24 protein-coding genes and 1 riboswitch are annotated in these 23918 nt (G+C 35.3%); of the genes, 10 read left to right on the top strand and 14 right to left on the bottom strand.

Annotation, left to right across the window (positions count from 1 at the left end; genetic code table 11):
* Positions 1 to 11 precede the first annotated feature (11 nt).
* Positions 12 to 1727, top strand: a complete 1716-nt coding sequence (recJ, locus tag FW778_RS18450; RefSeq protein ID WP_150416336.1) for a single-stranded-DNA-specific exonuclease RecJ — start codon at positions 12 to 14, stop codon at positions 1725 to 1727.
* A 57-nt stretch (positions 1728 to 1784) separates the two neighbouring features.
* Positions 1785 to 2441, top strand: coding sequence for a class I SAM-dependent methyltransferase (locus FW778_RS18445; protein ID WP_150416335.1), 657 nt, complete (start codon positions 1785 to 1787; stop codon positions 2439 to 2441).
* Between the two features lie 61 nt (positions 2442 to 2502).
* On the opposite strand, the gene htpG is transcribed toward FW778_RS18445, so the two are convergent.
* Together htpG and FW778_RS18435 are read right to left on the bottom strand one after the other, a co-directional pair.
* Complete coding sequence (htpG, locus tag FW778_RS18440) at positions 2503 to 4356, bottom strand: molecular chaperone HtpG (protein ID WP_150416334.1); 1854 nt, start codon at positions 4354 to 4356, stop codon at positions 2503 to 2505.
* A gap of 76 nt (positions 4357 to 4432) precedes the next feature.
* Positions 4433 to 5146 carry a head GIN domain-containing protein gene (locus FW778_RS18435; RefSeq protein WP_150416333.1) on the bottom strand — a complete coding sequence of 238 codons (714 nt, stop codon included), beginning with the start codon at positions 5144 to 5146 and terminating at the stop codon, positions 4433 to 4435.
* A gap of 67 nt (positions 5147 to 5213) precedes the next feature.
* On the opposite strand from FW778_RS18435, the gene guaA reads away from it, so the two are divergent.
* From guaA to FW778_RS18415, 4 genes are all read left to right on the top strand, one after another.
* On the top strand, positions 5214 to 6746 hold the full coding sequence (gene guaA / locus FW778_RS18430; RefSeq protein WP_150416332.1) for a glutamine-hydrolyzing GMP synthase: 1533 nt from the start codon (positions 5214 to 5216) through the stop codon (positions 6744 to 6746).
* Between the two features lie 68 nt (positions 6747 to 6814).
* Entirely contained in the window at positions 6815 to 7999 is a 1185-nt protein-coding gene (locus FW778_RS18425) for an ABC transporter substrate-binding protein (RefSeq protein WP_150416331.1), read from the top strand.
* A gap of 79 nt (positions 8000 to 8078) precedes the next feature.
* A complete protein-coding gene (locus FW778_RS18420; protein WP_150416330.1) occupies positions 8079 to 8657 on the top strand; it encodes a TMEM175 family protein in 579 nt (192 codons plus the stop codon).
* 107 nt (positions 8658 to 8764) lie between these two features.
* A complete protein-coding gene (locus FW778_RS18415) occupies positions 8765 to 9661 on the top strand; it encodes an MBL fold metallo-hydrolase (protein ID WP_150416329.1) in 897 nt (298 codons plus the stop codon).
* A gap of 108 nt (positions 9662 to 9769) precedes the next feature.
* On the opposite strand, the gene FW778_RS18410 is transcribed toward FW778_RS18415, so the two are convergent.
* Genes FW778_RS18410 through FW778_RS18400 form a run of 3 tightly spaced genes read right to left on the bottom strand, consistent with a single transcriptional unit; the run spans position 9770 to position 11899 of the window.
* Entirely contained in the window at positions 9770 to 10066 is a 297-nt protein-coding gene (locus FW778_RS18410) for a YciI family protein (protein WP_150416328.1), read from the bottom strand.
* 43 nt (positions 10067 to 10109) lie between these two features.
* Positions 10110 to 10877, bottom strand: a complete 768-nt coding sequence (locus FW778_RS18405) for a LytR/AlgR family response regulator transcription factor (protein ID WP_150416327.1) — start codon at positions 10875 to 10877, stop codon at positions 10110 to 10112.
* Between the two features lie 2 nt (positions 10878 to 10879).
* Positions 10880 to 11899: a sensor histidine kinase gene (locus tag FW778_RS18400; protein WP_150416326.1), complete on the bottom strand. Its 1020-nt coding sequence runs from the start codon at positions 11897 to 11899 to the stop codon at positions 10880 to 10882.
* A 125-nt stretch (positions 11900 to 12024) separates the two neighbouring features.
* Between FW778_RS18400 and FW778_RS23605 the strand changes: the two genes are divergently transcribed.
* On the top strand, positions 12025 to 12150 hold the full coding sequence (locus FW778_RS23605) for a hypothetical protein (RefSeq protein WP_262714419.1): 126 nt from the start codon (positions 12025 to 12027) through the stop codon (positions 12148 to 12150).
* Positions 12151 to 12397: 247 nt separating this feature from the next.
* Here the strand turns inward: FW778_RS23605 and FW778_RS18395 are convergent, their stop codons facing one another.
* The 4 genes from FW778_RS18395 to FW778_RS18380 form a co-directional block, all read right to left on the bottom strand.
* Complete coding sequence (locus FW778_RS18395; RefSeq protein WP_150416325.1) at positions 12398 to 12997, bottom strand: sigma-70 family RNA polymerase sigma factor; 600 nt, start codon at positions 12995 to 12997, stop codon at positions 12398 to 12400.
* Positions 12998 to 13035: 38 nt separating this feature from the next.
* Positions 13036 to 13434, bottom strand: coding sequence for a GNAT family N-acetyltransferase (locus FW778_RS18390; RefSeq protein ID WP_150416324.1), 399 nt, complete (start codon positions 13432 to 13434; stop codon positions 13036 to 13038).
* Positions 13435 to 13570: 136 nt separating this feature from the next.
* The gene (locus FW778_RS18385) at positions 13571 to 14167 is read right to left on the bottom strand and encodes a LysE family translocator (protein WP_150416323.1); all 597 of its coding nucleotides are present in this window, start codon (positions 14165 to 14167) and stop codon (positions 13571 to 13573) included.
* Positions 14168 to 14411: 244 nt separating this feature from the next.
* Complete coding sequence (locus tag FW778_RS18380) at positions 14412 to 15122, bottom strand: head GIN domain-containing protein (protein WP_150416322.1); 711 nt, start codon at positions 15120 to 15122, stop codon at positions 14412 to 14414.
* A 93-nt stretch (positions 15123 to 15215) separates the two neighbouring features.
* Positions 15216 to 15316, top strand: a riboswitch (TPP riboswitch).
* A 44-nt stretch (positions 15317 to 15360) separates the two neighbouring features.
* Here FW778_RS18380 and FW778_RS18375 point away from each other — a divergent pair.
* Positions 15361 to 17529: a TonB-dependent receptor gene (locus tag FW778_RS18375; RefSeq protein ID WP_150416321.1), complete on the top strand. Its 2169-nt coding sequence runs from the start codon at positions 15361 to 15363 to the stop codon at positions 17527 to 17529.
* A 247-nt stretch (positions 17530 to 17776) separates the two neighbouring features.
* Here the strand turns inward: FW778_RS18375 and FW778_RS18370 are convergent, their stop codons facing one another.
* The 5 genes from FW778_RS18370 to FW778_RS18350 all read right to left on the bottom strand — a co-directional run bounded on the left by FW778_RS18370 (position 17777) and on the right by FW778_RS18350 (position 21014).
* On the bottom strand, positions 17777 to 18085 hold the full coding sequence (locus tag FW778_RS18370; RefSeq protein ID WP_150416320.1) for a rhodanese-like domain-containing protein: 309 nt from the start codon (positions 18083 to 18085) through the stop codon (positions 17777 to 17779).
* 59 nt (positions 18086 to 18144) lie between these two features.
* Positions 18145 to 18972, bottom strand: coding sequence for a PASTA domain-containing protein (locus FW778_RS18365; protein WP_150416319.1), 828 nt, complete (start codon positions 18970 to 18972; stop codon positions 18145 to 18147).
* Positions 18973 to 19020: 48 nt separating this feature from the next.
* A complete protein-coding gene (locus tag FW778_RS18360; protein WP_150416318.1) occupies positions 19021 to 20007 on the bottom strand; it encodes a D-alanine--D-alanine ligase in 987 nt (328 codons plus the stop codon).
* Between the two features lie 77 nt (positions 20008 to 20084).
* On the bottom strand, positions 20085 to 20561 hold the full coding sequence (locus FW778_RS18355) for a YybH family protein (protein WP_150416317.1): 477 nt from the start codon (positions 20559 to 20561) through the stop codon (positions 20085 to 20087).
* 105 nt (positions 20562 to 20666) lie between these two features.
* A complete protein-coding gene (locus FW778_RS18350; protein ID WP_150416316.1) occupies positions 20667 to 21014 on the bottom strand; it encodes a 4Fe-4S dicluster domain-containing protein in 348 nt (115 codons plus the stop codon).
* 107 nt (positions 21015 to 21121) lie between these two features.
* Here FW778_RS18350 and FW778_RS18345 point away from each other — a divergent pair, with 107 nt between their 5' ends.
* Together FW778_RS18345 and FW778_RS18340 are read left to right on the top strand one after the other, a co-directional pair.
* Entirely contained in the window at positions 21122 to 22117 is a 996-nt protein-coding gene (locus tag FW778_RS18345) for an acyl-CoA reductase (RefSeq protein WP_150416315.1), read from the top strand.
* 239 nt (positions 22118 to 22356) lie between these two features.
* Positions 22357 to 23898 carry a trypsin-like peptidase domain-containing protein gene (locus FW778_RS18340; RefSeq protein WP_150416314.1) on the top strand — a complete coding sequence of 514 codons (1542 nt, stop codon included), beginning with the start codon at positions 22357 to 22359 and terminating at the stop codon, positions 23896 to 23898.
* Positions 23899 to 23918 lie beyond the last annotated feature (20 nt).

The following is a 23918-nucleotide window of genomic DNA, read 5'->3' as shown; positions in this document are numbered from 1 at the left end:
TGTTTATAGTTATGAAGAAGAGATGGAAAATATTATCAGCAAATGAAAGTAAGGTTATTGCATTACAACAATCGCTTCAGATAAGCCATGCTCTTTGTAAAATTCTTGTGCAAAGAGATATAGATACTTTTGAAAAAGCCAAAGATTATTTCAGGCCACAGCTTTCGCAACTTCATGATCCTTTTCTGATGAAAGACATGGATAAAGCAGTGGAAAGAATTTTAAAAGCATTTGATGAAAAAGAAAAAATCCTGGTTTTTGGAGATTATGATGTAGATGGAACAACTTCTGTTGCATGCATGTTCCGGTTTCTTAAAAAAGTATATAAAGAAGAAAATATTGATTTCTATGTGCCTCACCGGTACCGGGAAGGTTATGGCGTAAGCAGGCAGGGGATTGATTTTGCAAAAGAAAACGGCTTTAAACTTATTATCTCTCTTGACTGTGGAATAAAATCTGTTGAACTTATCGGGTATGCCAGGCAGTTAGACCTTGATTTCATTGTATGCGACCATCACCTTCCCGATCATGAACTTCCTCCTGCTGTTGCCATATTAAACCCAAAACAAAAAGATTGTAACTATCCTTATAAAGAACTTTGTGGATGTGGAGTTGGCTATAAACTTATTACAGCTCTTTCCAAACGGTTAGGGTTACCCGAAGAAGAATATACCTGTTATCTTGATCTTGTTGTAACGGCTATCGGTGCAGATATAGTTCCGATTACCGGAGAAAACAGGATATTAGCATATTACGGTTTGCAAAAACTAAACAGCAATCCTTTACCTGGAATAAGGGCATTGATAGAATTAAGTGGCCTTAAAAAAAAGTTTTCGATTAATAACGTGGTTTTTATTATTGCTCCACGAGTAAATGCCGCGGGCCGGATGGACGATGCAACCAAGGCCGTTATGATGTTTATAGAAGATGATTTTACCAAGGCAAAAGAATATGCCGAAATGTTGCATAGTGATAATACAGATCGTAAAGAAGCTGATACAAATATTACTGAAGAAGCATTGGCAATTATTGAAAGTGACGATAATTTAATAAACCGCAAATCTACTGTTGTATTTAAATCGCATTGGCACAAAGGTGTTGTAGGAATTGTAGCCAGCAGGCTTATAGAAACTTATTACCGGCCAACAGTCGTGCTTGCACAAAGTGGTGAATACGTTGGGGGCAGTGCACGCAGCGTACCGGGTTTTAATTTATATGAAGCCATTCATGAATGCAGGGAATATTTAATTGGTTATGGCGGGCATTTTGCAGCAGCAGGAATGACCATGTTACCTGAAAATGTAACCGCATTTAGCAATAAGTTTGAGGAAGTTGTTTCTTCTGTGATAGCGCCACATCTTCTTATTCCGGAGATTGTTATTGATGCAGAAATAGGTTTCAAAAATATAACTAAAAGCTTTTATAATATACTTACACAAATGGAGCCTTACGGCCCTGAAAACCTCCGTCCTGTTTTTATTTCAAAAAATATATTTGATACTTCCTGGTCAAAAATTGTAAAAGAACTTCATATACGTTTCGTGTTAAAACAGGATAATATTGTTATAACAGGAATAGGTTTTAATATGGCTGAAAAATTTCATCTGCTTCAAATGCAAAAGCCAATTGATATAGTTTACACCATTGATGAAAATGAATGGAATGGAGAAACAACTCTTCAGTTAAAAGTTATAGATTTCAGGCTTTCTGAAAATGAACTCAATTAAATACTAATCTTTATAAAAAAGTTTATTTACTATATAAGATACTGGTTTTTTATTGGAATGAACTGGAATTTCCCTCTTGCATTTTTTAGTATTTATCATGAAATAAAAGGTGAAAGAAAATATAATCTGGATACAATAGAATTAGACCGGCTGAAAACAATAACCATAACCGGAAATAACCTCGAACATGCATCCATTTACCAGGCCTGCAATTATTTTATACTTGAAAAAGGATTTAACTACCTGCGAAGCATAAACGAAAATAAAAACATTACAGACTTTGGATGTGGCAAAGGACGTGCGATGATTGTTGCTGCTCATTACGGCTTTAATAATATTACCGGAATTGATTTTGCCAAAGCTTTATGTTTATCGGCAGAGAAAAATATGCTGGAAACACACCTGCTTTCCCCCTTAGTAAAATTCAATATTATTTGCGATGATGTTGTTAATTATAAAATAGCAAATGAGCAAACAGTTTTCTTTTTCTTTAATCCATTTGATGAAGCAATAATGCTCAAAGTGGTTAAAAACATTCTTTCATCTCTTAAAGAAAAAGATAGAAAAATTTACATCATGTATGCAAATCCTGTTCATAAAGAAATTTTTTTAAGTGCAGGTTTTGAAGAAGAGTATTATTTAAAAAAATTACAATACCTGGAATTGAGTATTTTATCAAAAGAGCCAGATGAAGAAAATGAAATATTTCTTTAAAATTATTTTCAAAAAAATAGCCCTGAAAAATTTCAGGGCTATAAAAACCGTATCATCTAAATTAAACTTCCAGTATTATTTTACTTTTCTCTTTCCCTTCCATCATTTCAACACTGCGGTTAATAAAGTTGGTAAGCTCATTGCCTTTCAATAGTCCTTGAGAAAGCAAAGCTAAGTCTGCTAAATTTCTAACTTCCTTTTCCTGTTTGTCTTTGTTTTCTTCCTGCAATATTTTTTGATAAACAGGATGATTACCATTCACTGTAAGAGTTACTTCTTCCGGTAAATTCCCATAGAAACTTCCCATTCCTCCGCCGCCATTCATCGCCATATCTTTCATCCTCCTCATAAATTCCGGGCGTGTAGCTATTACTGGTAGTGTATCGGTGGATAATCCTTTCACCTCTACTGTAACATGCAATTCGGGTATTTCTAAATGAAACATATCCTTTAATTTCAATTGATCATCTTTACTTAAAACACTGTCAACATGATCTCCCTTGTCAATTAAATTATCGGTGATATCTGCATCTACGCGTACAAACTGAACATCGTTCCATTTCATTTCCATGTTGTTGATAAATGCGGCATCCACAATGGTTTCAAGCTTTACAACCACAAAACCTTTCTTCTTGGCTGCCTGAATGTAACTGTTTTGCTGTACAGGATCTGTTGTATACAACATTACTAATTTACCTTCTTTATTCTTTTGCAAAGTTTCTGTTGCGGTACGATATTCATCAAGTGTATAAAACTTTCCGGCATCAGCATCTTCAAATAAATTAAACTTATTGGCTTTCTCTAAAAATTTATCATCGGTTATCATTCCATACTTAACAAATAATCCAAGGCTTTCCCATTTTTCTTCAAATGACTTACGATCGCTTTTAAAAATCTCATCCAGTTTATCAGCAACTTTTTTGGTGATGTAAGAATTTATTTTCTTGACATTCGGATCGCCTTGTAAATAACTCCTGCTAACATTTAAAGGAATATCCGGGCTATCAATTACACCATGTAACAACATTAAAAATTCAGGAACAATATCCTTTACTTCATCTGTAACAAAAACCTGGTTACTGTATAATTGTATTTTATCTTTTTGAATTTCGAACCGTTGTTTTACTTTAGGAAAATATAATATGCCGGTAAGGTTAAAAGGATAATCAACATTTAAGTGAATCCAGAATAATGGCGCTTCACTAAATGGATATAATTCTTTATAAAAATCCTGGTAATCCTGCGGCGTAAGATCGGCGGGCTTTTTAGTCCAGGCTGGATTGATATTATTTATTTGCTTATCCTCAAACTTTATTGGAACGGGTAAAAACTTACAGAATTTTTCCAGTATATGTTGAATGCGCTCTGTTTCTAAAAATTCGGCGCTTTCTTCATTAATATATAAAACGATGTCCGTTCCCCTGGATTCCTTTTCGGTCTGTTCTAATGTATATTCCGGGCTTCCATCACATTCCCATCTAACAGCCTTGGCACCTTCCTGGTAACTTTTGGTAATAATTTCTACTTTATCACTTACCATAAACGAAGAATAAAATCCTAAACCGAAATGGCCAATAATATTGGCTTCATTCTTTCCTTTATATTTTTCTAAAAATTCTTCGGCTCCGCTGAAAGCAACCTGGTTAATATATTTATCCACTTCTTCAGCGGTCATACCAACACCTTTGTCCGAAATAGTTAAGGTCTTTTTCTCTTTATCAATTGAAATATTGATGTCTATATTATCAATATCTCCCTTTACTTCTCCCAAAGAAGAATAGGTTTTCAATTTTTGCGTGGCATCCACCGCGTTGCTTACCAGTTCGCGAATAAAAATTTCGTGATCGCTGTACAAAAACTTTTTAATGATGGGAAAAATATTCTCTGTCTGTACTCTTATACTTCCTTTTTGCATTGTGGTATTTTTTGCATTTGTTTTCAAAAAAAATGCCACAATATTTTTGCTGACAGGATGGCAAAGGCTCGCGCTCTTATTTCTCGGGCTGCACACTACCGCTGCCAGATGAATGAATTTCAGTTTTGGGACTACCTCCATAATATACGTCGCCGCTTCCGGAAATTGACGCGTTTAAGCTTACGCTTGCAAACACATGAACATTACCACTTCCTGAGACTTTTACTGTTGCATTTTCACATTGAAGACCGCCGCTATTAACATCGCCGCTTCCGCTAACCGAACATTCAAAATCCTTCGTACGTCCTTTTAAATCTACATTGCCAGAACCACTAACTCCAATTGAAACCGCCGGAGCATCTAATGCACCTTTTATATTTCCTGAACCTGAAACACCGAATTCAATTTTTTGTGAATTTTTCAGCACATCACGAATGGTTATATCGGCAGAACCTGACGCAACTACTTTATCAAGTGATGGTACGGTTACATACACTTTTGCATGATCATTATTAATTGAAGTGTTATTTTCATAATGAATATTTAAAGTGCCACTATTTACTTCAGTAACAACGTAAGGAAGCAGGTTATCATCATTTTCTACTAATACCGCGTAAGTGTCTCCACTATTGATCTCCACATCAATTGACCCTGAAGTTTTTACAGCCCTGAAATTGCTCGTATTTCTCTTTTCTGTGCGAATATTACCATTTCCGGTTACCATGTGCCCGTTTATGATATTACAGGAACTGATGACTACAAGTGCTCCTACAATTAAAAAAAATTTCATAACAGTTATTTTAAAGATTATTACTTAGCAAGATACAAACTTCAATAAACTTTTTAACTTCGCAGCCATGACCCAAAAAATTCTGATCCTCGATTTCGGTTCGCAATACACACAATTAATTGGCAGGGCTGTAAGAGAAGCAAACGTATTCTGCGAAATAATTCCTTTTAATAAAGAAATAGAATTTACACCAGAGCTTAAAGGTGTAATACTTTCCGGTTCGCCCTTTTCGGTGAATGAACAAAATGCTCCATCAGTTGATGTAAAATTAATCGCAGCAAAAGTGCCCGTATTAGGAATTTGTTATGGAGCACAACTTACCGCAAAATTATATGGAGGTGTTGTTGAAAAAAGTGATAAACGCGAATATGGAAGAGCTAAACTTCAAATTAAAGACAATCATGAATTATTAAAAGAGGTAAAAGATGATTCGGATGTATGGATGAGCCATAGCGATACCATCGTAAAACTTCCGGAAAATTTTTCTTTATCTGCAACGACGCATAGTATTCCGGTTGCTGCTTTTAAATATGAAAACGAAAATGTAAAATTATTTGGATTACAATTTCATCCTGAAGTATATCATTCTGCCGAAGGCAAAAAAATTATAAAAAACTTTTTATTAAATGTGTGCGGGTGCGCACAGGACTGGACTTCGGCTCACTTTATTAATGAGACCGTTGATGCTATCAAAGAAACGATAGGAGATAAAAAGGTAATCATGGCTTTAAGTGGCGGTGTTGATTCAACAGTTGCTGCAACATTAATTCATAAAGCAATCGGAAAAAATCTTTACGGAATTTTTGTTGATAATGGTGTATTGAGAAAAGATGAATTTCAACAAGTGCTCGATTCATGTAACAGCATTGGTTTAAATATAAAGGGCGTAGACGCAAAAGATCATTTTTACACCAAGCTTGCCGGCAAAGTAAGCCCTGAAGAAAAAAGGAAAATTATTGGCAAATGCTTTATCGAAATTTTTGATGAAGAAGCTCATAAAATTGAAGGGATAGAATTTTTAGGCCAGGGAACTATTTATCCTGATGTGATTGAATCCATGTCGGTTCATGGTCCATCGCAAACTATTAAATCTCATCATAATGTTGGTGGGCTCCCTGATTACATGAAGCTAAAGCTGGTTGAGCCTTTACGTTCTTTGTTTAAAGATGAAGTGAGAAAAGTTGGTGCTGAACTTGGCCTTCCTGCTGCGCTTTTAAATCGCCATCCCTTTCCGGGGCCCGGGCTTGCTATAAGAATTTTGGGAGAAGTAACAGAAGAAAAAGTACAGTTGTTGCAGCAGGCGGATGCGATTTATACAAAAGCTTTATTAAAATTTGATTTATATGCAACTGTTTGGCAGGCAGGTGCTATCTTACTTCCTGTAAAAAGTGTGGGAGTAATGGGGGATGAAAGAACGTATGAATTTACTGTAGCTTTAAGAGCGGTAACGAGCGTAGATGGAATGACCGCAGACTGGGCACATTTGCCTTACGAATTTCTTGCCTATGTGTCGAATGAAATAATTAATAATGTAAAAGGAATCAACAGGGTTGTTTATGATATAAGCAGTAAACCACCTGCAACTATTGAATGGGAGTAAAAACAGTTAATTGGTTCATTAGTTAATTGCTGATTTGCTTATCGTTAATTGCTAATTGGATGTATTTTATGAAAAAAAATGTTTTGTTTTTAACTGTGGCATTAATGGTTGCGTGGACACAATTTTTATTTGGGCAAAATGAATTAGCATCCGCATCCAAAACGCATCATATCGCATTATTTGCTCCATTATACCTTGATTCTGCATTTGCTAACGGACAAATGATCGATGGAAATTCGATACCGAAATTTATTATGCCGGCTGTTGACTTTGTACAGGGCGCACACATTGCTCTTGATACTTTATCGCTTAATGGAAACTCAGTTGACGTAACTATTTACGATTCCAAATCAAACACACAACCTATACCCTGGCTTATAAAATATAGAAAACTGGATAACGTAGACCTGATCATAGGCTCCGTAAAAGATCCCGATTATCATGAACTTGCTTATTTTGCTTTAAAAAAAAATATTCCATTTGTGTCTGCCACCTATCCTAACGATGGTGGCATACTCGCAAATCCTTTTTTAATCATTGTTAACTCCACCTTAAAGGCTAACTGTGAGGGAATTTTCAGTTATCTTTTACAAAAGCATGGTACCGATAAAATTTATCTCGTTAAAAGAAAAGGTGATGATCGCGTCGACAATTATTTCAGAATTATAAATTCTGCTGAAGGGAAACCGCTTTTAAATATAAGAACTATAATGGTGGATAGCACCATGTCAACTTATAGGTTAATGAACAAGATTGATACATTACATACAGCCGTTGTAATTGGGGCGAGCCTCGACGAGGATTTTGCAAAAAGCTTAGCTGATGCATGTTATCCGATCCAAAAAAAACACCCTCTTGTTTTAATAGGAATGCCCAACTGGGATGGATTTAAAAGCCTTTACCAAAAAGATGTTTATAAAGATTTCCCTATTCGCTATACTACCCCGCATTACGATGCAAAAGGTTCCACTGCTGACAGCATTCTGATAAAAAAATATTTTCAACTGTACAGGACAAGGCCTTCTGAAATGGCTTACAAAGGTTTTGGGATAACCTGGTATTTTACAAACCTCCTGCTCAAATATCCCGGCGAAATTATGTCTCATTTGAATGACAGTGATTTATCCGCTTATCATGCTTATAACTTCAGGCCGGTATATAATCAAAAGCAAAATAACGTTCCTGACTATTATGAAAACAAACACCTTTTTATTATGCAAATTTTAAACGGAGATATTGTGAGAGAATGGTAAGTAAAAAATGATTTTTCGATATTCCGTTACTTCAGATTTATATTTTTATAAATTTTTTTGCAGATCAACTCCTACAATTATGGGAACAGAAAGATTACAGGCATTTAGCGATGGTGTTCTTGCAATTATAATTACGGTCATGCTTTTGGAAATGAAAATTCCACACGGCGACGATTTAAATTCTTTAAAAGCAATATTGCCGGTGTTCCTTAGCTACATACTTAGTTTTATTTACATAGGAATTTACTGGAGCAATCACCACCATATGTTGTATAGCGTAAAACATGTAAACGGTGCAGTATTGTGGGCCAACACACATTTACTTTTTTGGCTCTCTTTAGTTCCATTCGCATCAGGTTGGATGGGTGAAAACCATTTTACAAAATGGCCGGTAATATTATATGGCATTGCATTATGCATGAGTGGAGTAGCTTACTATATTTTGGCGCAAGCGCTCATAAAACTCCACGGTAAAAACTCTACTTTAGCAATTGCAATAGGAAAAGATAAAAAGGGAATTATTTCTGTGGTGATATACATCGTGGCAATCTTTGCAGCTTTTTTCAACGCTGCAATCAGCTTAATTCTTTACGCAAGTGTCGCAGGCATATGGTTAATTCCAGACAAGAGAATTGAAAAAAGGATTATAAAAGAATAATATAAATCATCAGTATTTACTTGTTTGTCCTTTTAATAAACAAAACTAATTCGCTCCTTAACGTAAATTGTTTGTGATGTTGTACTTTAAAATTTAAATACGTAATTATGCATCGTCGCTCTTTTATACAAAATTCTGCTTTTACATTTGGAGCAATATCTGTTGGCCAAAAAAACTTTTTTAAAATGTTTACGGATGATCCCTGGAAGATAACAATGCTCACAGACAACATTGGTGTATTTACCGAAAAAGGCGGAACTATTGCTTTTCATTTTTCAAAAGACGGAATAACGGTTATTGATGCACAGTTTCCGGATACAGCGCCGCATTTAATTGCAGAATTAAAGAAAAGAAATAATCTACCATTCCGGCTGTTGATAAATACCCATCATCATGGCGATCATACTTCAGGTAATATTGCATTTAAAGAAATTGTCTCACGGGTACTCGCACACGAAAATTCGCTGGCCAATCAAAAGAACGTGGCGATCAAAAATAAAACTGAAGACAAACAATATTATCCCAATAATACTTTTGGAAAAGTTTGGGAGGAAAAAGCAGGCAACGAAAGAATTGCTTTGCACTATTTTGGAGCAGGCCATACTAATGGCGATGGGATAATACATTTACAACACGCAAACATTGTTCATATGGGCGATCTTGTCTTCAACCGCCGCCATCCTTTTGTTGACCGAAGTGCCGGCGCCAATATTCAAAGCTGGATAAATGTATTGGATATGGCAATGAAAAAATTCAGTAATAAAACAAAATTTATTTATGGGCATGCTGCAGATGGTTATGATGTTGCAGGCCCGAAAGATGACCTTGTTGCTTTTCGTGATTACCTCGGCAATGTTTTAAAATTCGTAGGAGATGAAATGAAAGCGGGTAAAACAAACGAAGAAATTTTAAAAGCTACCGAAATACCCGGGTCCCCGGAATGGAAAGGCGATGGCATACAACGCCCGCTGCAAGCCGCTTTTGAAGAATTGAGCACTTCTTAAAAAACTATCAAATTTTGTTTTGATATGTTAGCTGAAATAAAATTTTTATGGCGTCGGCTTAAATATTGAATGGAAACCTATCCTGTTTATAAATCGAAACGAAATAATTTATTTCTGTTTGGTAACTGCCCTCATTGGATGAACCTCATATTTATTTAATCCGTTAGCAGGGTCAGCAGCAATTAAAGTGTTGAGTTCTTCTTCATTTTCAACAGCAACAACTGCGATGCCATACCCGCCTTGCGGGTCTGCAACCGGCCCAAGTACTATTACAGTTCCATTTTCAACATAGGGTTGCCAATAAGCTACATGTTTTTGCATAACGGCCCTTTCCTCAGCTGTCATATCAAGAGTAAAAGTTGTCCTTGGCGGATTTAGTTTCAAAAAGAAGTGCTTTTTGATCATCGTATTTACGGTTAATTATTCAGCAATTTAGCGCCAAATATTATTAAGCATCATGCATCCATTTTCTAAATGCGGGCGCAGTTTCCTGGCTGATTACTATAGAATGATTTATATCGGGAATGGCAATGTCGATTAACAGCTTTACCTTTTCAAAAGTTTTAAAACTTTTTACGTAGTTTATATTAATGATATATTGACGGTTTACCCGAAAGAACGTTGTATCATCAAGTTCATCTTCAAGTTCAGACAATGTTTTATCCGCAATATACTTCTTGGAGCAATTATCAATTACATATACTAGTTTGTTTTGCGTATAAATTAATGCAATGTCTTCAAGCCGCAAGGCAATATTTTCCAGGCCTTTTTTTACGAGCAGCCTTGTTTTTTTTCTTTGGCTAACAAACTTTAAAAGATTTTCAACCGGGGCCTGCACATTCGAGGTGGAAAAATGTTCCTGCAATTTATTATACTTCAAAAGAGATTTTTCAAGGTCAGCTATGTCAACAGGTTTCAGCAGGTAGTCGATACCGTTATTTTCAAACGCCATCATCATATAGTCGTCGTATCCTGTAATAAAAATTACAGGTGACTGAACTCCTGTCTGGCTAAATATATCAAACGATAAGCCATCAGCTAACTGAACATCGCTGAATATTATATCAGCTTCAGGATGTATTGACATATATTCAATACTTTCTTTAACGGAATTTAACCGGGCTTTAATGTTTACGGGTATTGATACTTCTGAAAGTTTTTTTACCAGCACTTCCATCGCTGGTTTTTCGTCTTCAATTATAAGGGCGTTAAGCATGGCTATGGGTTTGATTTTATTAATGGGAGTTTAACTGTGAATTCATTATCGGTGGCTTCTATAAGTATATCTTTATTGCACACGAGCCTGTAACGTGAGCTGAGATTACGTAAGCCAATACCTGTTGAATTAACTGCGTACGGCCTTGGCTTTTTATTATTTTTTATTTGCAAATATTCTCCATTCAATACAACTTTTATATACAAAGGGTCTGCATCACTGAACTCATTATGCTTTATTGCATTTTCCACGAGAACCTGCAAAGCGTAAGGCAGTATCATTAAAGTACCTTCATGATGATTACTCAGGTCAGTCGATAAATGAAGCTTATTATCGTGGCGTACCTGCAACACGAAAAAATAATTTTCGATAAACTCAAGCTCGCCCTGCAGCGTAATCAGTTCCCGGTCTTTATTAATCAAAAAATATTTATATACAGAAGCAAGCTTACTGTTAAACTCATGGGCAGTTTGGGGATCATTTAAAATAAGATAGGAAAGCGTATTTAGTGAATTGAAAATAAAATGGGGTTCGAGTTCATTTTTCAATACGGACATTTCTGCTTTAGAGCGCTCCCAGTCCAACTGGTCTACTATTTTTGTATATAGAACCCGCTGCGTACTTAAATATAAAATTTCATAAAGCAGCGTAAACAATAAAACAGCGAGGGAAGAAAAAGCAATACATCTGAAAACAGGCGCCCAGTTAAAGTTTTCCTTTGATATTTTATACCATGCTATAGAAAACATGCCCGAAATGGCAGCTCCAAATAAACCTCCTATTAAAGAAACAGAAAATACTTTCAAAATGGGGTTGCGTAGACTTTTGGAAAAAGACCGCATTTTGCGATGCACCCAGCTGGCTCCTGTCCAGATGCAAAAAGAAAGTAAAATAAAATATAAATTAATTGAAATCAGCTCCAATATTGAATAATCGCTATAGGTTATAATTCCAGAGAAAAAAGGAATTACTATCCCCAACAATGGAATAAAGACCAATCTTAAATATTTATCCTTGATCATAGCAGCCCTGGGTTAAGATTTATTTGAAATCATGAATTTCATCGATAAGCCATGAATTTTGTGAAATCAAATTCCGGTTTCAAAACTATCCGCATACGCTGTTATGGAATAGCAAATTTGTTTTCATGGTAAAATTCAATTATAAGTGGTTTGGATTTTTTATTTTTTCAGGCGGGTTTGATTATGGTCCTTATATTGATGATATAAAAACTAACGACAACGCTGCTTTATTAAATAAAATAAATGAATAATATTTTTCTTTAGAAAAAATTCACGGAAGTTGTCGGATTTTTACACGTGAAAAAAGGAGGTAAAAACCCCAGGATACGAAAGATCGGCATCGCCTGGTCCACTTTTAAGCGTATAAAATTTAGTGGTTTCTACTAACTCGCTAGATTCTTTCCCCAACATTGACCCTCTTCGTTTTCTTGTTTCAATATTTTTAATTTTCAGTTCTTATAATATGACGAAAACGGTGTTTTAAAGACGCAGGATTTTTTAATAACTTTTGGGATTTTTTTTATGTTCCTGTAACGGCTTGCACCCTTCCTTAATATCGAAAGAAATTAATTTACCATCAGTTCCGATTTCCATAACACAGCATTCTATAAATATATCCTTAAGCATTTTTCTTGCCCGTTGTATCCTTGACTTTGTAGCGGACAATTCTAAATCTAATTGTTTAGCAATTTCACTTTGTTTTATACCAACAATGTCCGAAAGCCTTAGAGGTTCAGCATATTCAAAAGGTAATAATTTTATCATAGGGAGAATGAACTCAACTGCGTCTTTATAAGCACTGTCTTCATTATTATCGGTTATCTCAGGTATTTCTGCTGCATGAATAACGTGTTGTTTTTTTCGGATGTCATCAATAATAGTATTATTTGCAATTTGAAATAACCAACTGCGCACATTTCTCGCGCCTGATTTTGAAAGACAAAATTTATAGACTTTCAATAACACTTCCTGTAAAATATCGTTAGTTGTATCGTGATCTTTCACTCTTTTATATATAAAATGTTTCAATGCTTCTTTGTGCTCAAGCCATAAAGCGGGAACATCACAATTGGTTTTCAAATTATCAGGAGCTTGCATTTTGATATTTTTCTTTCCTTATTCAATTATATCATTTACTATTTTGTTCGTTTGATTATAAAACCATTTTCAACATTTTCAAAGCCAACTTTCGGATAATAATCCATAGCTGCAGGCGCGGCAAGAAGTAAAAGCATCGTATGCTCACCAATTTTTTCTTTAGTTAAAGCAATTAGTTTTTTGCCTATACCGTGCTTTTGATATTCTTTTCTTACCGCAAGATCTGACAGGTAACAAGAGTAACAAAAATCCGTTAGTGATCGTGAAATGCCAACAAGTTTCGATACATCCCAGGCAGTAATTATGAGATTTGAATTAGCATACATTTTTGCAATTCGTTCTTTGTCAGTTATTGGCCTGTTTATTCCCGAACTTTTGTAAAGGTCAATAATTTTTTCAGCATAGGGTATTATGTCAAGCTTATAAGTTATTTCCATTTTTTCGTTATTAAATTATATTAAAGAATTTGTGTATGTAGCACTACCACGAATAGTAATTGGATTTGTTTTGTATATGTGGAAATATTTTACGGTATCCTTTTTTTATTCTACGTTTAGTTGTTTAAAATTTGTATTAAAATAATTTAAGCAATCCCATCCCAATGATTGAGCTACTGTTAATAATATTGAGAAAAAAGACGATAGATCGATTGCTGATAAATTTCTTCAAAGCAGTTCCAAAAAGGGCTAATGATACCTGGATAAGAAAGCTGCCGGCAAATAAAGCAATAGAACTAAATACAATTACATTAAAACTTCTAACTGCCGATTGTGCCGCAAAGCCAGAAAAGGCGACGATTGTTAAAGGATTCGCCATAGTAAGAGCGTAAGTTGAAATAAATGGCTTGTTACATGAAGAGCCTGAATTATTAACTACATTGTCTCCGCTTTTAATTGCATTTAACAGCATCCAGCCTCCAAATAATATTAATGTTATAGATGCAAAATCCTTAAGCAACACTTCGTAGTGAATTAGTAAGGCAGAAATAGCTGCTCCGGCAACGAACGAAATGATACAATAAGTAAAATCTGCAAAAGCAGCAGCTAACCCGGTAAGAATGCCGGCTTGTAACCGGCAATTAATACTTCTGTTTATAATAAGCATTGCAATTGGACCAATAGAGATAGCCAGTGTGATACCAAAAATAAATGAGGATAATATAGTAGTCATATATAAAACTTTTTGATAGCTTTTAACATGACGATACACATATCAAAAAGACGCAGCTTAAACACATTTTTTAAAAGAATTTTTTTAAATAAAATCTTATTCCAGATACTTTTTATTTCAACTGTGTAGAAAGTTTAGAAAATTTAATTAGCAACGATGCCAAGCCGAAATCATACAAGTAAAAAAAATTACAGGGAATCATAAATTATGCAATGAAACGATACCTAAAATTATTTCCAGCTTGTTAATTTCTTTGTGAAACAGAACTTGCTCCACTTGTTGCTACATCTTTTTTATCGGGATTGCCTTGGTAATATAAAGTGCTTGCACCGCTTGCACTTGCGGAAATGGAATTGCTTATTGTTAATCTTACATCTGAGGCACCGGAAAGTTTTGCAACACAATTCTCGACTTGCAAATCATAATTTTTAATATCGCTGGCACCGGACGCATCGAGTTTTAAATTTTGTGCAGTTCCATTAATTGTTACCGTTGAAGCGCCACTTAAGTCAAGGCTAAAGTTGGTTATTTTTACAGATCCCTTAATATTGCTTGCACCGGAAAGTTTTACCCTCACACTGCTTAATGTAAGTGTTCCATTTATCATAATGTCGCTTGCACCTGAACCTTCAAGGCTTTCAAGTGTTTTGAAAGATATGTAGGCTCTTAATTTTTTATCCCCGTAATTTCTTCCGAAATGATCGTTATACGAAATAACCAATATTCCGTTCTTCACTTCTGTTTTAATATTGTCCCGATATTTTTCTTCACTTGCACTTACAGCTAATGAATAGCTATCGGCCTGAGACAAATACACATCGATACCACCTGAAACTTTTATCCCAGCAAAAGGAGTAACGTCTCTTCCCGTTGCATTTGCATCATTGATTACAGTTTCCTGGGAAAATACCGGGAAAGAAATTATAATAAACAGGAAAATAAAAAGATATTTCATATAAAGCTTTTGTCTGTAACGGTTGTGAAAAATAAAAGTTACATTTTTTTTGAAATTAAATTCAGAAGAAGTTTACATTTGCATTCTAAAAATCATTTGTCACCGGGGTGCTTCCAACTTAAAAGGAGGCTGAGATAATACCCGCAAACCTGATCAGGATAATGCCTGCGAAGGGAGGTTGAACATCTTTCCTATCTCTCTTTCATGTTTTATTCTCATCAGTTTAAAGAATTTAAACATGAAAAAAATAATTTTTACCGCCATTGTATTAAGCTTTTATTTTATTGTACCTGCGCAAGACACTATGCGGCATAAATTAACCGACACACTTATGCTCGAAAACATAGAAGTAACTTCAATAAGAGCAACAGATAAAGCGCCGTTTACAAAAACCAATATCAGTAAAGCTGAAATTGAAAAAAATAACCTGGGGCAGGATCTCCCATTTGTTTTAAACCAGTTGCCATCAGTTGTAGTAAATTCCGATGCAGGCAACGGGGTTGGATATACTGGAATCAGTATTCGTGGTTCAGATGCCTCAAGAGTAAATGTTACTTTAAATGGTATTCCTTATAACGATGCCGAGAGCCAGGGAACTTATTTTGTTGACATTCCCGATATTTCTTCATCGTTAAGTTCTATACAGGTGCAACGCGGTGTCGGCACGTCATCTAACGGGGCAGGCGCTTTTGGTGCAACTATAAATCTTTCAACCAATGAAGTAAATAAAGAAAAATATGTTGAACTAAATAATACGTATGGTTCATTTAATACATGGAAAAATACCATCAAAGCCGGAACAGGTTTATTAGGAAATCATTTTACAGTAGATGCCCGTGCATCAGCAATAAGCAGTGATGGATATATTGACAGGGCAAAGTCGAATCTTAAATCTTTTTTTATAAGTGCAGCTTATATAAATAAAAACAGCTCATTGCGATTTAATATTTTAAGCGGAAAAGAAAAAACGTACCAGGCATGGTATGGTGTACCCGAGAATTATTTGGATAGCGACAGGACTTATAACCCTGCGGGAACTGAAAAACCTGGCTCGCCTTATGCCAATGAAACAGACAATTATACGCAAACCCATTACCAGCTTTTTTATGATAAAAAAATAAATTCTAATCTAAGTTTTAATACAGCCGTATTTCTTTCACGAGGAAAAGGATATTACGAAGAATACCGGGCTGGCCAGCTTTACAGCGATTATGGCCTACCTGATTACATCAGTGGAACAGATACAATTACCTCAACAGATTTAATAAGACGCTTATGGCTGGATAATTATTTTTATGGCGGAATTTTTTCTCTGCAGTTTCAAAAAAATAAAACGCATGTAACATTTGGCGGCGGATGGGATGAATATGATGGAAAACATTACGATGTTGTAACATGGGCCCAGCAGGGCGGCTTCCCTAACGATTACGTGTACACGAATGTGCCGGCCAACAAACACGACCTTAATTTGTATGGAAAATTGTTACAAACACTTGGCTCAGGATTTTCAGCATTTGCAGATGTACAGGGACGATTTGTGAATTACGATATAAAAGGCTTTGAAGACAATCCCGGTTTAAGAATTAATAAATACTATTCCTTCTTTAACCCAAAAATTGGCATCTCATTTAATAAAACTAATTTCCAGGCCTATGCTTCTTATTCAATAGGGGCTAAAGAACCCAATCGTGATGATTTTGAAGCAGCCGCAAGTGAATTACCCAAACCTGAAATATTATACGACATGGAGTTGGGCGCAGAAAGAAGAAATACCCCATTTACTTATGGCATTACATTCTATTATATGAATTATCACAACCAGTTAGTATCTACGGGTAAAATAAATGACGTTGGCGCTTACACAAGAACCAATGCGCCGGAGAGTTACAGGCTTGGGGTTGAGCTACAGGCGGCAGAAACATTTACGAAATGGCTCAATGCTTCAGGAAATATTTCTTTCAGCAAAAACAAAATAAAAAACTTTAATGAGTATGTGGATGATTATGATAATGGTGGCCAGATCAAGAATCAATATCATAATACGAACATATCTTTTTCACCGGATGAAGTTGCTGCAGCAATGATAAATATTATTCCATTTTCAAACAGTGAAATAAGCTTTCAATCTAAATATGTAGGAAGACAATACCTTGATAATACCTCTCATGTAACCAGGAGCATTGATCCCTATTATGTACAAAATTTAAAATTATCATACAGGCTAAGCACAAGACATATTTTTAAAGCGGTTGACTTTATTTTTAAGGTTAACAATATGTTCAATAAGAAATACGAATCTAACGGCTACACGTATAATTATTTTTATGGGGGCGAGTTAACTGTTGAGAATTATTATTTCCCTATGGCGGGAACTAATTTTTTAGCAGCAATAAATATCAAGCTATAACTAAGCTGTTCTTTTTCACTGATCAATTCCTTTATTTCACGTTTCAGTAATCCCAATTTTTTTCAATTCTTATTGTCCTATACATTGCACATTAAATTTTCTCATGTGCTTTTTAGTTTTAGCACATTCCGAGCGGGCATTCTTGTCCGCTTTTATTTTTATTATTATACGAATAATAACTAATTACATGAATTATCACAGCCTGTAAAAAGCTTTATTCGTGTAATTTGTAGAAATTAGTGAATCCTTAGCTCTTAAATTTTTCCTGCCATGCAAGCATTCCACCGGTAAGGTTTTTAGTATTTGTAAACCCCAATTGATCTAAGGTCATTGCTGCAATGCCACTCCGGTTGCCGCTGCGGCAATAGAGAATCACTTCTTTATCACGCAGGCCTTCAATATCTTCAATTTGCATAGATTGAATTTTACCCAATGGGAGTAATTTACCACCGATATTAAATTGAGCATTTTCGTGAGGTTCTCTTACATCAATAAGATTAAGCGTTTCACCTTTATCAAGTCTTTGCTTTACTTCTTCAGGAGATATATTTGTCATTGTAATTTTATTTTGGTAACACGAATTTAATTCACGAATTACACGAATTAAGAATTAAATTAATTATTAAGCTTTAAACTATCTCCCGTACCTATAATCTTTGTGCTATCTGGTGCCGGTGGCGTAGCCGAAATCCATACATCCATCGTTTGTCCTGGTTGTATTAAATTGGGCTGGCTCTCCTCATTCTTCGCTTCAGGATTTTGTTTATAAATAAAAGCTTTTAAAGTATCTGTAATTGGGCCTGTTGGTAGTATTGCTGCCAGCGTAATTCCTTTCGCTTCCAATTCCGATTTTGCTTCGCCAAGTGTAAGGCCATACAATTCGGGTACCAGTATTTCTTGCTGGGCAAGGCCACCGCCTATTACCAAACTAACGGCAGAGCCCCAACGAAGTTTTGTACCCGATAATATTTTAGAACCATTATAATTCTGCTCAAGTACTGTCCCCTTCATAAAATCGGGACGATAAGAAGTATCCCCTAATTTTAAATGATTTTTAGTTAATCTTTCCAAAGCAAACCTAAAACTAAGCCCTTCTATTTTTGGCATTTCAACCATCGGCAGCACTACAGGATTTACATTAAGAAATACAGTTCTGTTCACTTTCACGGTTGCTCCTGCATCCGGTAATTGTTTTTTTACTGTATTAAGGGGAAGGGTATCATTATATAAAGAATCAGTTATAACAACATCAAAGCCCTGGTCTTCCAGGAACTTGACAGCATCATCTACTTTCTTACCCGTTACTGAAGGTACCTGGAGATAACTGCCATGGTTGGTAAACCAGCTAAGCGATTGCAGGAATAAAAATCCAAGAAGGAAAATTAGTAAAGCTGCTGCCAGAAGATTTACCCAGAAAGGTTGTTTGGAAATAAATTTAAACACAATAAAATGTATAGGTTAAAAGATTTTAGCAATGCAATATAATAAGATTTAATTATGCAGGCATTCTTCTATCAATGCGGTATAAAATTCCTTCAGGCTCCATCCCAGTATTTTTAATTGTTGGGGAACAATACTTGCTTCACTCTGACCGGGAACCGTATTTATTTCCAGCATATAAAGTTTTTGTTCTTTTTCGTTATAAATAAAATCAATTCTTATAATTCCTTTGCAATTAAATACCCGGTAAACTTTAATTGCATTATCCCTTACCAGTTGTGAAACAGAATCATCAATTTTCGCAGGCGTTACTTCATTACTGGCGCCATGGTATTTTGCTTCGAAGTCAAAAAAATCGTTTTTAGAAATCACTTCGGTAATTGGTAACGCAATAATTTCTCCTTTAGCTTTAAATACACCAATAGTAAATTCTCTGCCTTCTATAAATTCTTCCACCAATACCTGGTCATCTTCTTTAAATGCTTTTTCGATCGCCTTACCTAGTTCTTCGGATGGTGCATTTACTTTTGACATTCCAATACTTGAGCCGCCATTATTCGGTTTTACAAAAACAGGAAACTTCAAATTTCTTACCAATTCATCGGGGCTTTGAAAATTTTGTTTAAATAACAAGATTGAATTTGAAACATTAATTCCGCTTGCGCCCGCAACAGCAACTGTATATCTTTTATTAAAAGTAAGCGCTGAGGTAGCACAATCGCATGAGGTGTAAGGAATGTGAAGCATATCAAAATACCCCTGCAGCTTTCCGTCTTCGCCGGGAGTACCATGAATACCAATTAACACCGCATCAAAAGTTATTGTTTCATCTTCAATTAAAATAGAGAAATCATTTTTATTCACTTCAATTTTATCACCGTTCTTTAATTCGTAAAACCACCCGTCAATAGTTATATCAATTTTATACAACTCATATCTTTCCTTATCAATATTTTTTTCAAAAGTAATAGCAGACTTATATGATATCTCCGCTTCGCCGGAAAACCCACCTGTTACAAATGCAATTTTTGGTTTCATTTATTTATTGATGTTTTAAAAATAATTTAAAAGCGGTTTCGAATTGGCTAATATGGAATTAAGTTATTGCCAATTGGCTATTGAGTATTTAGTTTCGTACCAATTCCTTCATTGCCGCTGTCCAATACAAATTTCCATTTACCATCTTTTTGTTTTCTCCAAACGCTTACATAAGTTCCTCTTAAAACAGTATCCTTTAATTCTAGTTTATAAATTCCATAAGAATACCCCATGTCATCAGAAGCTGCAATTCCTGCCCCGGCAGGGCTCCAGGTAAGTGTATAAGATGAATCATTTACCTGGCTTAAAAAATCAATAGCATTGGCTCCGATAATGGGCGGACGACCGGGCCGTAACAATACTCCATCATTGTCTATATATTCAATAAACGCTTTCTTCATTCCTTCTTTTTTACTAAGGTCAGAAAAAGCTTCATCTGCTTTTATTATTTCCAGCGTTGAATTTTTTTTCGGAAGATTATTTTTTTGTTTACAGGAAATTGATATCAACAAAAAGGATGCAAAAGCAGGCAAAATAAATAGTAATTTTTTCAAACGTTTCCGGCTTTTTTATTTTAGAAAAAAGGCGAAAGTATTTTTCAATACCCTCGCCAAAACAGGAAATATCACCTGCCTGATAAGGCCGTAGCCTTGAATATTTTAAACGTGTAACTTCTCTTTTTTTGCAAGAAGTTCCTCTACAGTTTCCTGGTACATTTCGTCGGGTACGCAACAGTCAACCGGGCATACAGCGGCACATTGCGGCTCTTCATGAAAACCCTGGCACTCTGTACATTTATTGGGAACAATATAATAGATGTCGCTCGAAATTGGCGGATTACGCTGGTCTGAATCCATAACAGAACCATCTAATAATGTTATATCTCCTTTAACGGTTGTGCCATCAGCCATAGCCCATTCAACACCCCCTTCGTAAATTGCATTGTTAGGACATTCGGGCTCACAGGCACCGCAATTAATACATTCATCAGTAATTTTTATTGCCATCTTTTTTTATTTAATTATTCACAACACACAAACCAATAATGAACGAATTTTGCGTGTTTTAATTTCTCACAAATATAATAGATATACCAGATAATTATTTAATCAAAATGAATTTAGTTCAAAGAATTAATTTACTCGAAAAGTTAGGAAATTATTTGCTAAGTGATAGCGAAAAATTAAACTCAGTTAAGCAAAAAGCCTTTGAGAAAAACAAGTGGTTTACTGAAGAATTTATAAATATCTCGCTGCAAAATATTTCATCGCAATTTCTTAACAGGAGTAAGCTTGAAGAATGGATAAATTATTACCATGTTGATGATAACATAGACTCAAAAAACGTAGGGATTGTAATGGCTGGTAATATTCCGTTGGTAGGCTTTCACGATTTTTTATGTGTGTTTATATCAGGGCATAAACAAAACATTAAACTTTCTCAAAAGGATAATGTGCTTATGGCACATATTATTAACAAATTGAGTGAATGGGATATCGAGGTTGCCCACATTGTGCAGGTTAACGATCTTCTTAAAAATTGCGAAGCATACATTGCGACTGGCAGTAATAATTCGTCCAGGTATTTTAAATATTATTTTGGAAAATATCCATCTATAATCCGTGGTAATAAAACTTCCGTGGCCATACTATCAGGGAACGAAACAATTGAAGACTTAAGTTTGCTGGCAGACGATGTGTATACTTTCTTTGGTTTAGGATGCAGAAATGTTACTAAATTATATGTACCTCATTATTATGATTTTATTCCGCTCCTGAATGTGTTCAGGAAATACGATTATTTCCAGAATCATACCAAGTACAAAAACAATTATGATTATAATCTTGCATTGCTTATTATGAACAATAAAATGTACATGGCAAACGAGAACATCATATTACTGGAAGATGATAATATTTTTACGCCGGTAAGCCAGCTTCATTATAATTTCTATAACGATAAAAACGTTATCATTAATGATCTCAATGAAAATGAAAATGTTCAATGCATTGTTGGTGATGAATTAATACCATTTGGTAAAGCCCAACAACCAGGATTATTTGATTATGCAGACGGAGTAGATGTTATGGAATTTTTATTGGCGTTGTAACTGCTGAAATTTTTTCATTAAGCTGTATAAAAGATGTCACACATTTTTGACAGTTTTGCTTATTTTAAAATGATTAAATTTACATCTACGAAATCCTTACTAATAGTTTGTTAAAGGTAAATAAGCGGTATTACTTGTTTTAAACAGTTGTTCTAATTTTAAGCATTATAAAAAATATTAAGGCATATGATTTGAGCATTTGTTTTAATTAAATTTCTTACAATTAAAAATTTCCATAAATGAAAACAAAAAACATTTTACTCACGGTGCTTATAAGTGCACTAACCACGATGGCTGTTATTTTTGGATATAATAAATACCAACATAACAGTAACAATCCCAATTTCCAGGCAGTAAACATCCCGTCAAATTATAAGTATGCCGGATTTTTTGATGACAAAGGAAATCCAACTCCCGGGCCTGCAGATTTTACCGAAGCGGCTAATGCGGCGATCCCAACAGTGGTTCATATCAAGACCACCACAAATCCACGCCAGGTGAGCAATAATCTTCCCAATCAAAAAAATCCTTTCTCCGACATGTTTGGTGATAATGATTTGTTTAACCAGTTTTTTGGAAACGGGAGACAGCAACACATGTACCCTGAAATGGGTTCGGGCTCAGGTGTAATTATAAGTGACGACGGTTATATAGTTACCAATAACCACGTTGTAGCTGGAGCAGACGAGGTAACCGTTACCTTGAGCGACAGAAAGACTTATAAGGCAAAAGTTATAGGGTCTGATCCATCTTATGATCTTGCTGTTGTAAAAGTTGATGCTAAAAAGTTACCGTTCATGTTATACGGTAATTCAGCCGATGTAAAAATCGGGCAGTGGGTACTCGCTTTAGGTTATCCATTAAATCTTGATGCCACGGTTACAGCAGGTATCATCAGTGCAAAGTCAAGAAGATTAGGGCTAAATCATGACAGAACGGGCGGCCAGTCGATGGCAGTAGAATCTTTTTTACAAACGGACGCTGCAGTAAATCCGGGTAACAGCGGTGGGGCTTTAATAAATACCAACGGGCAATTAATTGGCATCAATTCGGCGATTGCATCTCCAACGGGTTATTACAACGGATATTCTTATGCAATACCTGTGGACATTGTTAAAAAAGTAGTTAACGACCTCGTAAAATATGGCAGTGTGCAGAGAGGATTTTTAGGAGCCATGTATATTGATGCAGGCATGCTTTCAGATCAGGAGAAGAAGAAAGAAAATATTCCTGCCAGTGTTGATGGTATATATATTACCGACTTAACTAAAGATGGGGCAGCTATGCAGTCCGGAATACAAAAAGGCGACGTTATAAAAAAGATTAATGATTATTCTATTAATTCGGGTTCAGAATTACAGGAACAACTTAGCAATTACAAGCCGGGCGATAAAATAAACGTAACGATTAACAGAAATGGAACTGACCGCACTTACCCGGTAACTCTAAAAAATAATGCAGGCACTTATTCAATCGTAAAACCTGCAGGTATGATTGACAAACTGGGTGCGGAACTTCAAACCCTTGACCCCAAACAGGCAAAAGATTATGGACTAACCGGTGGTGTGGTAGTAAGGAAAATAAATGAAGGAGCCATCAATGATCAAACAAGAATGAGGGATGGGTTTATAATTACAAAAGCAAACGGAAAAGATATAAAATCAGTGGATGATTTGAAAAATGTAATTGGCAACAATAAACAGGTTACTATTACCGGTGTTTATCCCGGCTATAGCGAACCTTTTGAATACCCGTTAGTTTTAGATGATTCAGCAGAATAAATAATAAACTTAAAAAGAAC

It is taken from the genome of Ginsengibacter hankyongi (assembly GCF_008710285.1).
GTDB lineage: Bacteria > Bacteroidota > Bacteroidia > Chitinophagales > Chitinophagaceae > Ginsengibacter > Ginsengibacter hankyongi.
This window is presented reverse-complemented; position numbering and strand designations above follow the sequence as displayed.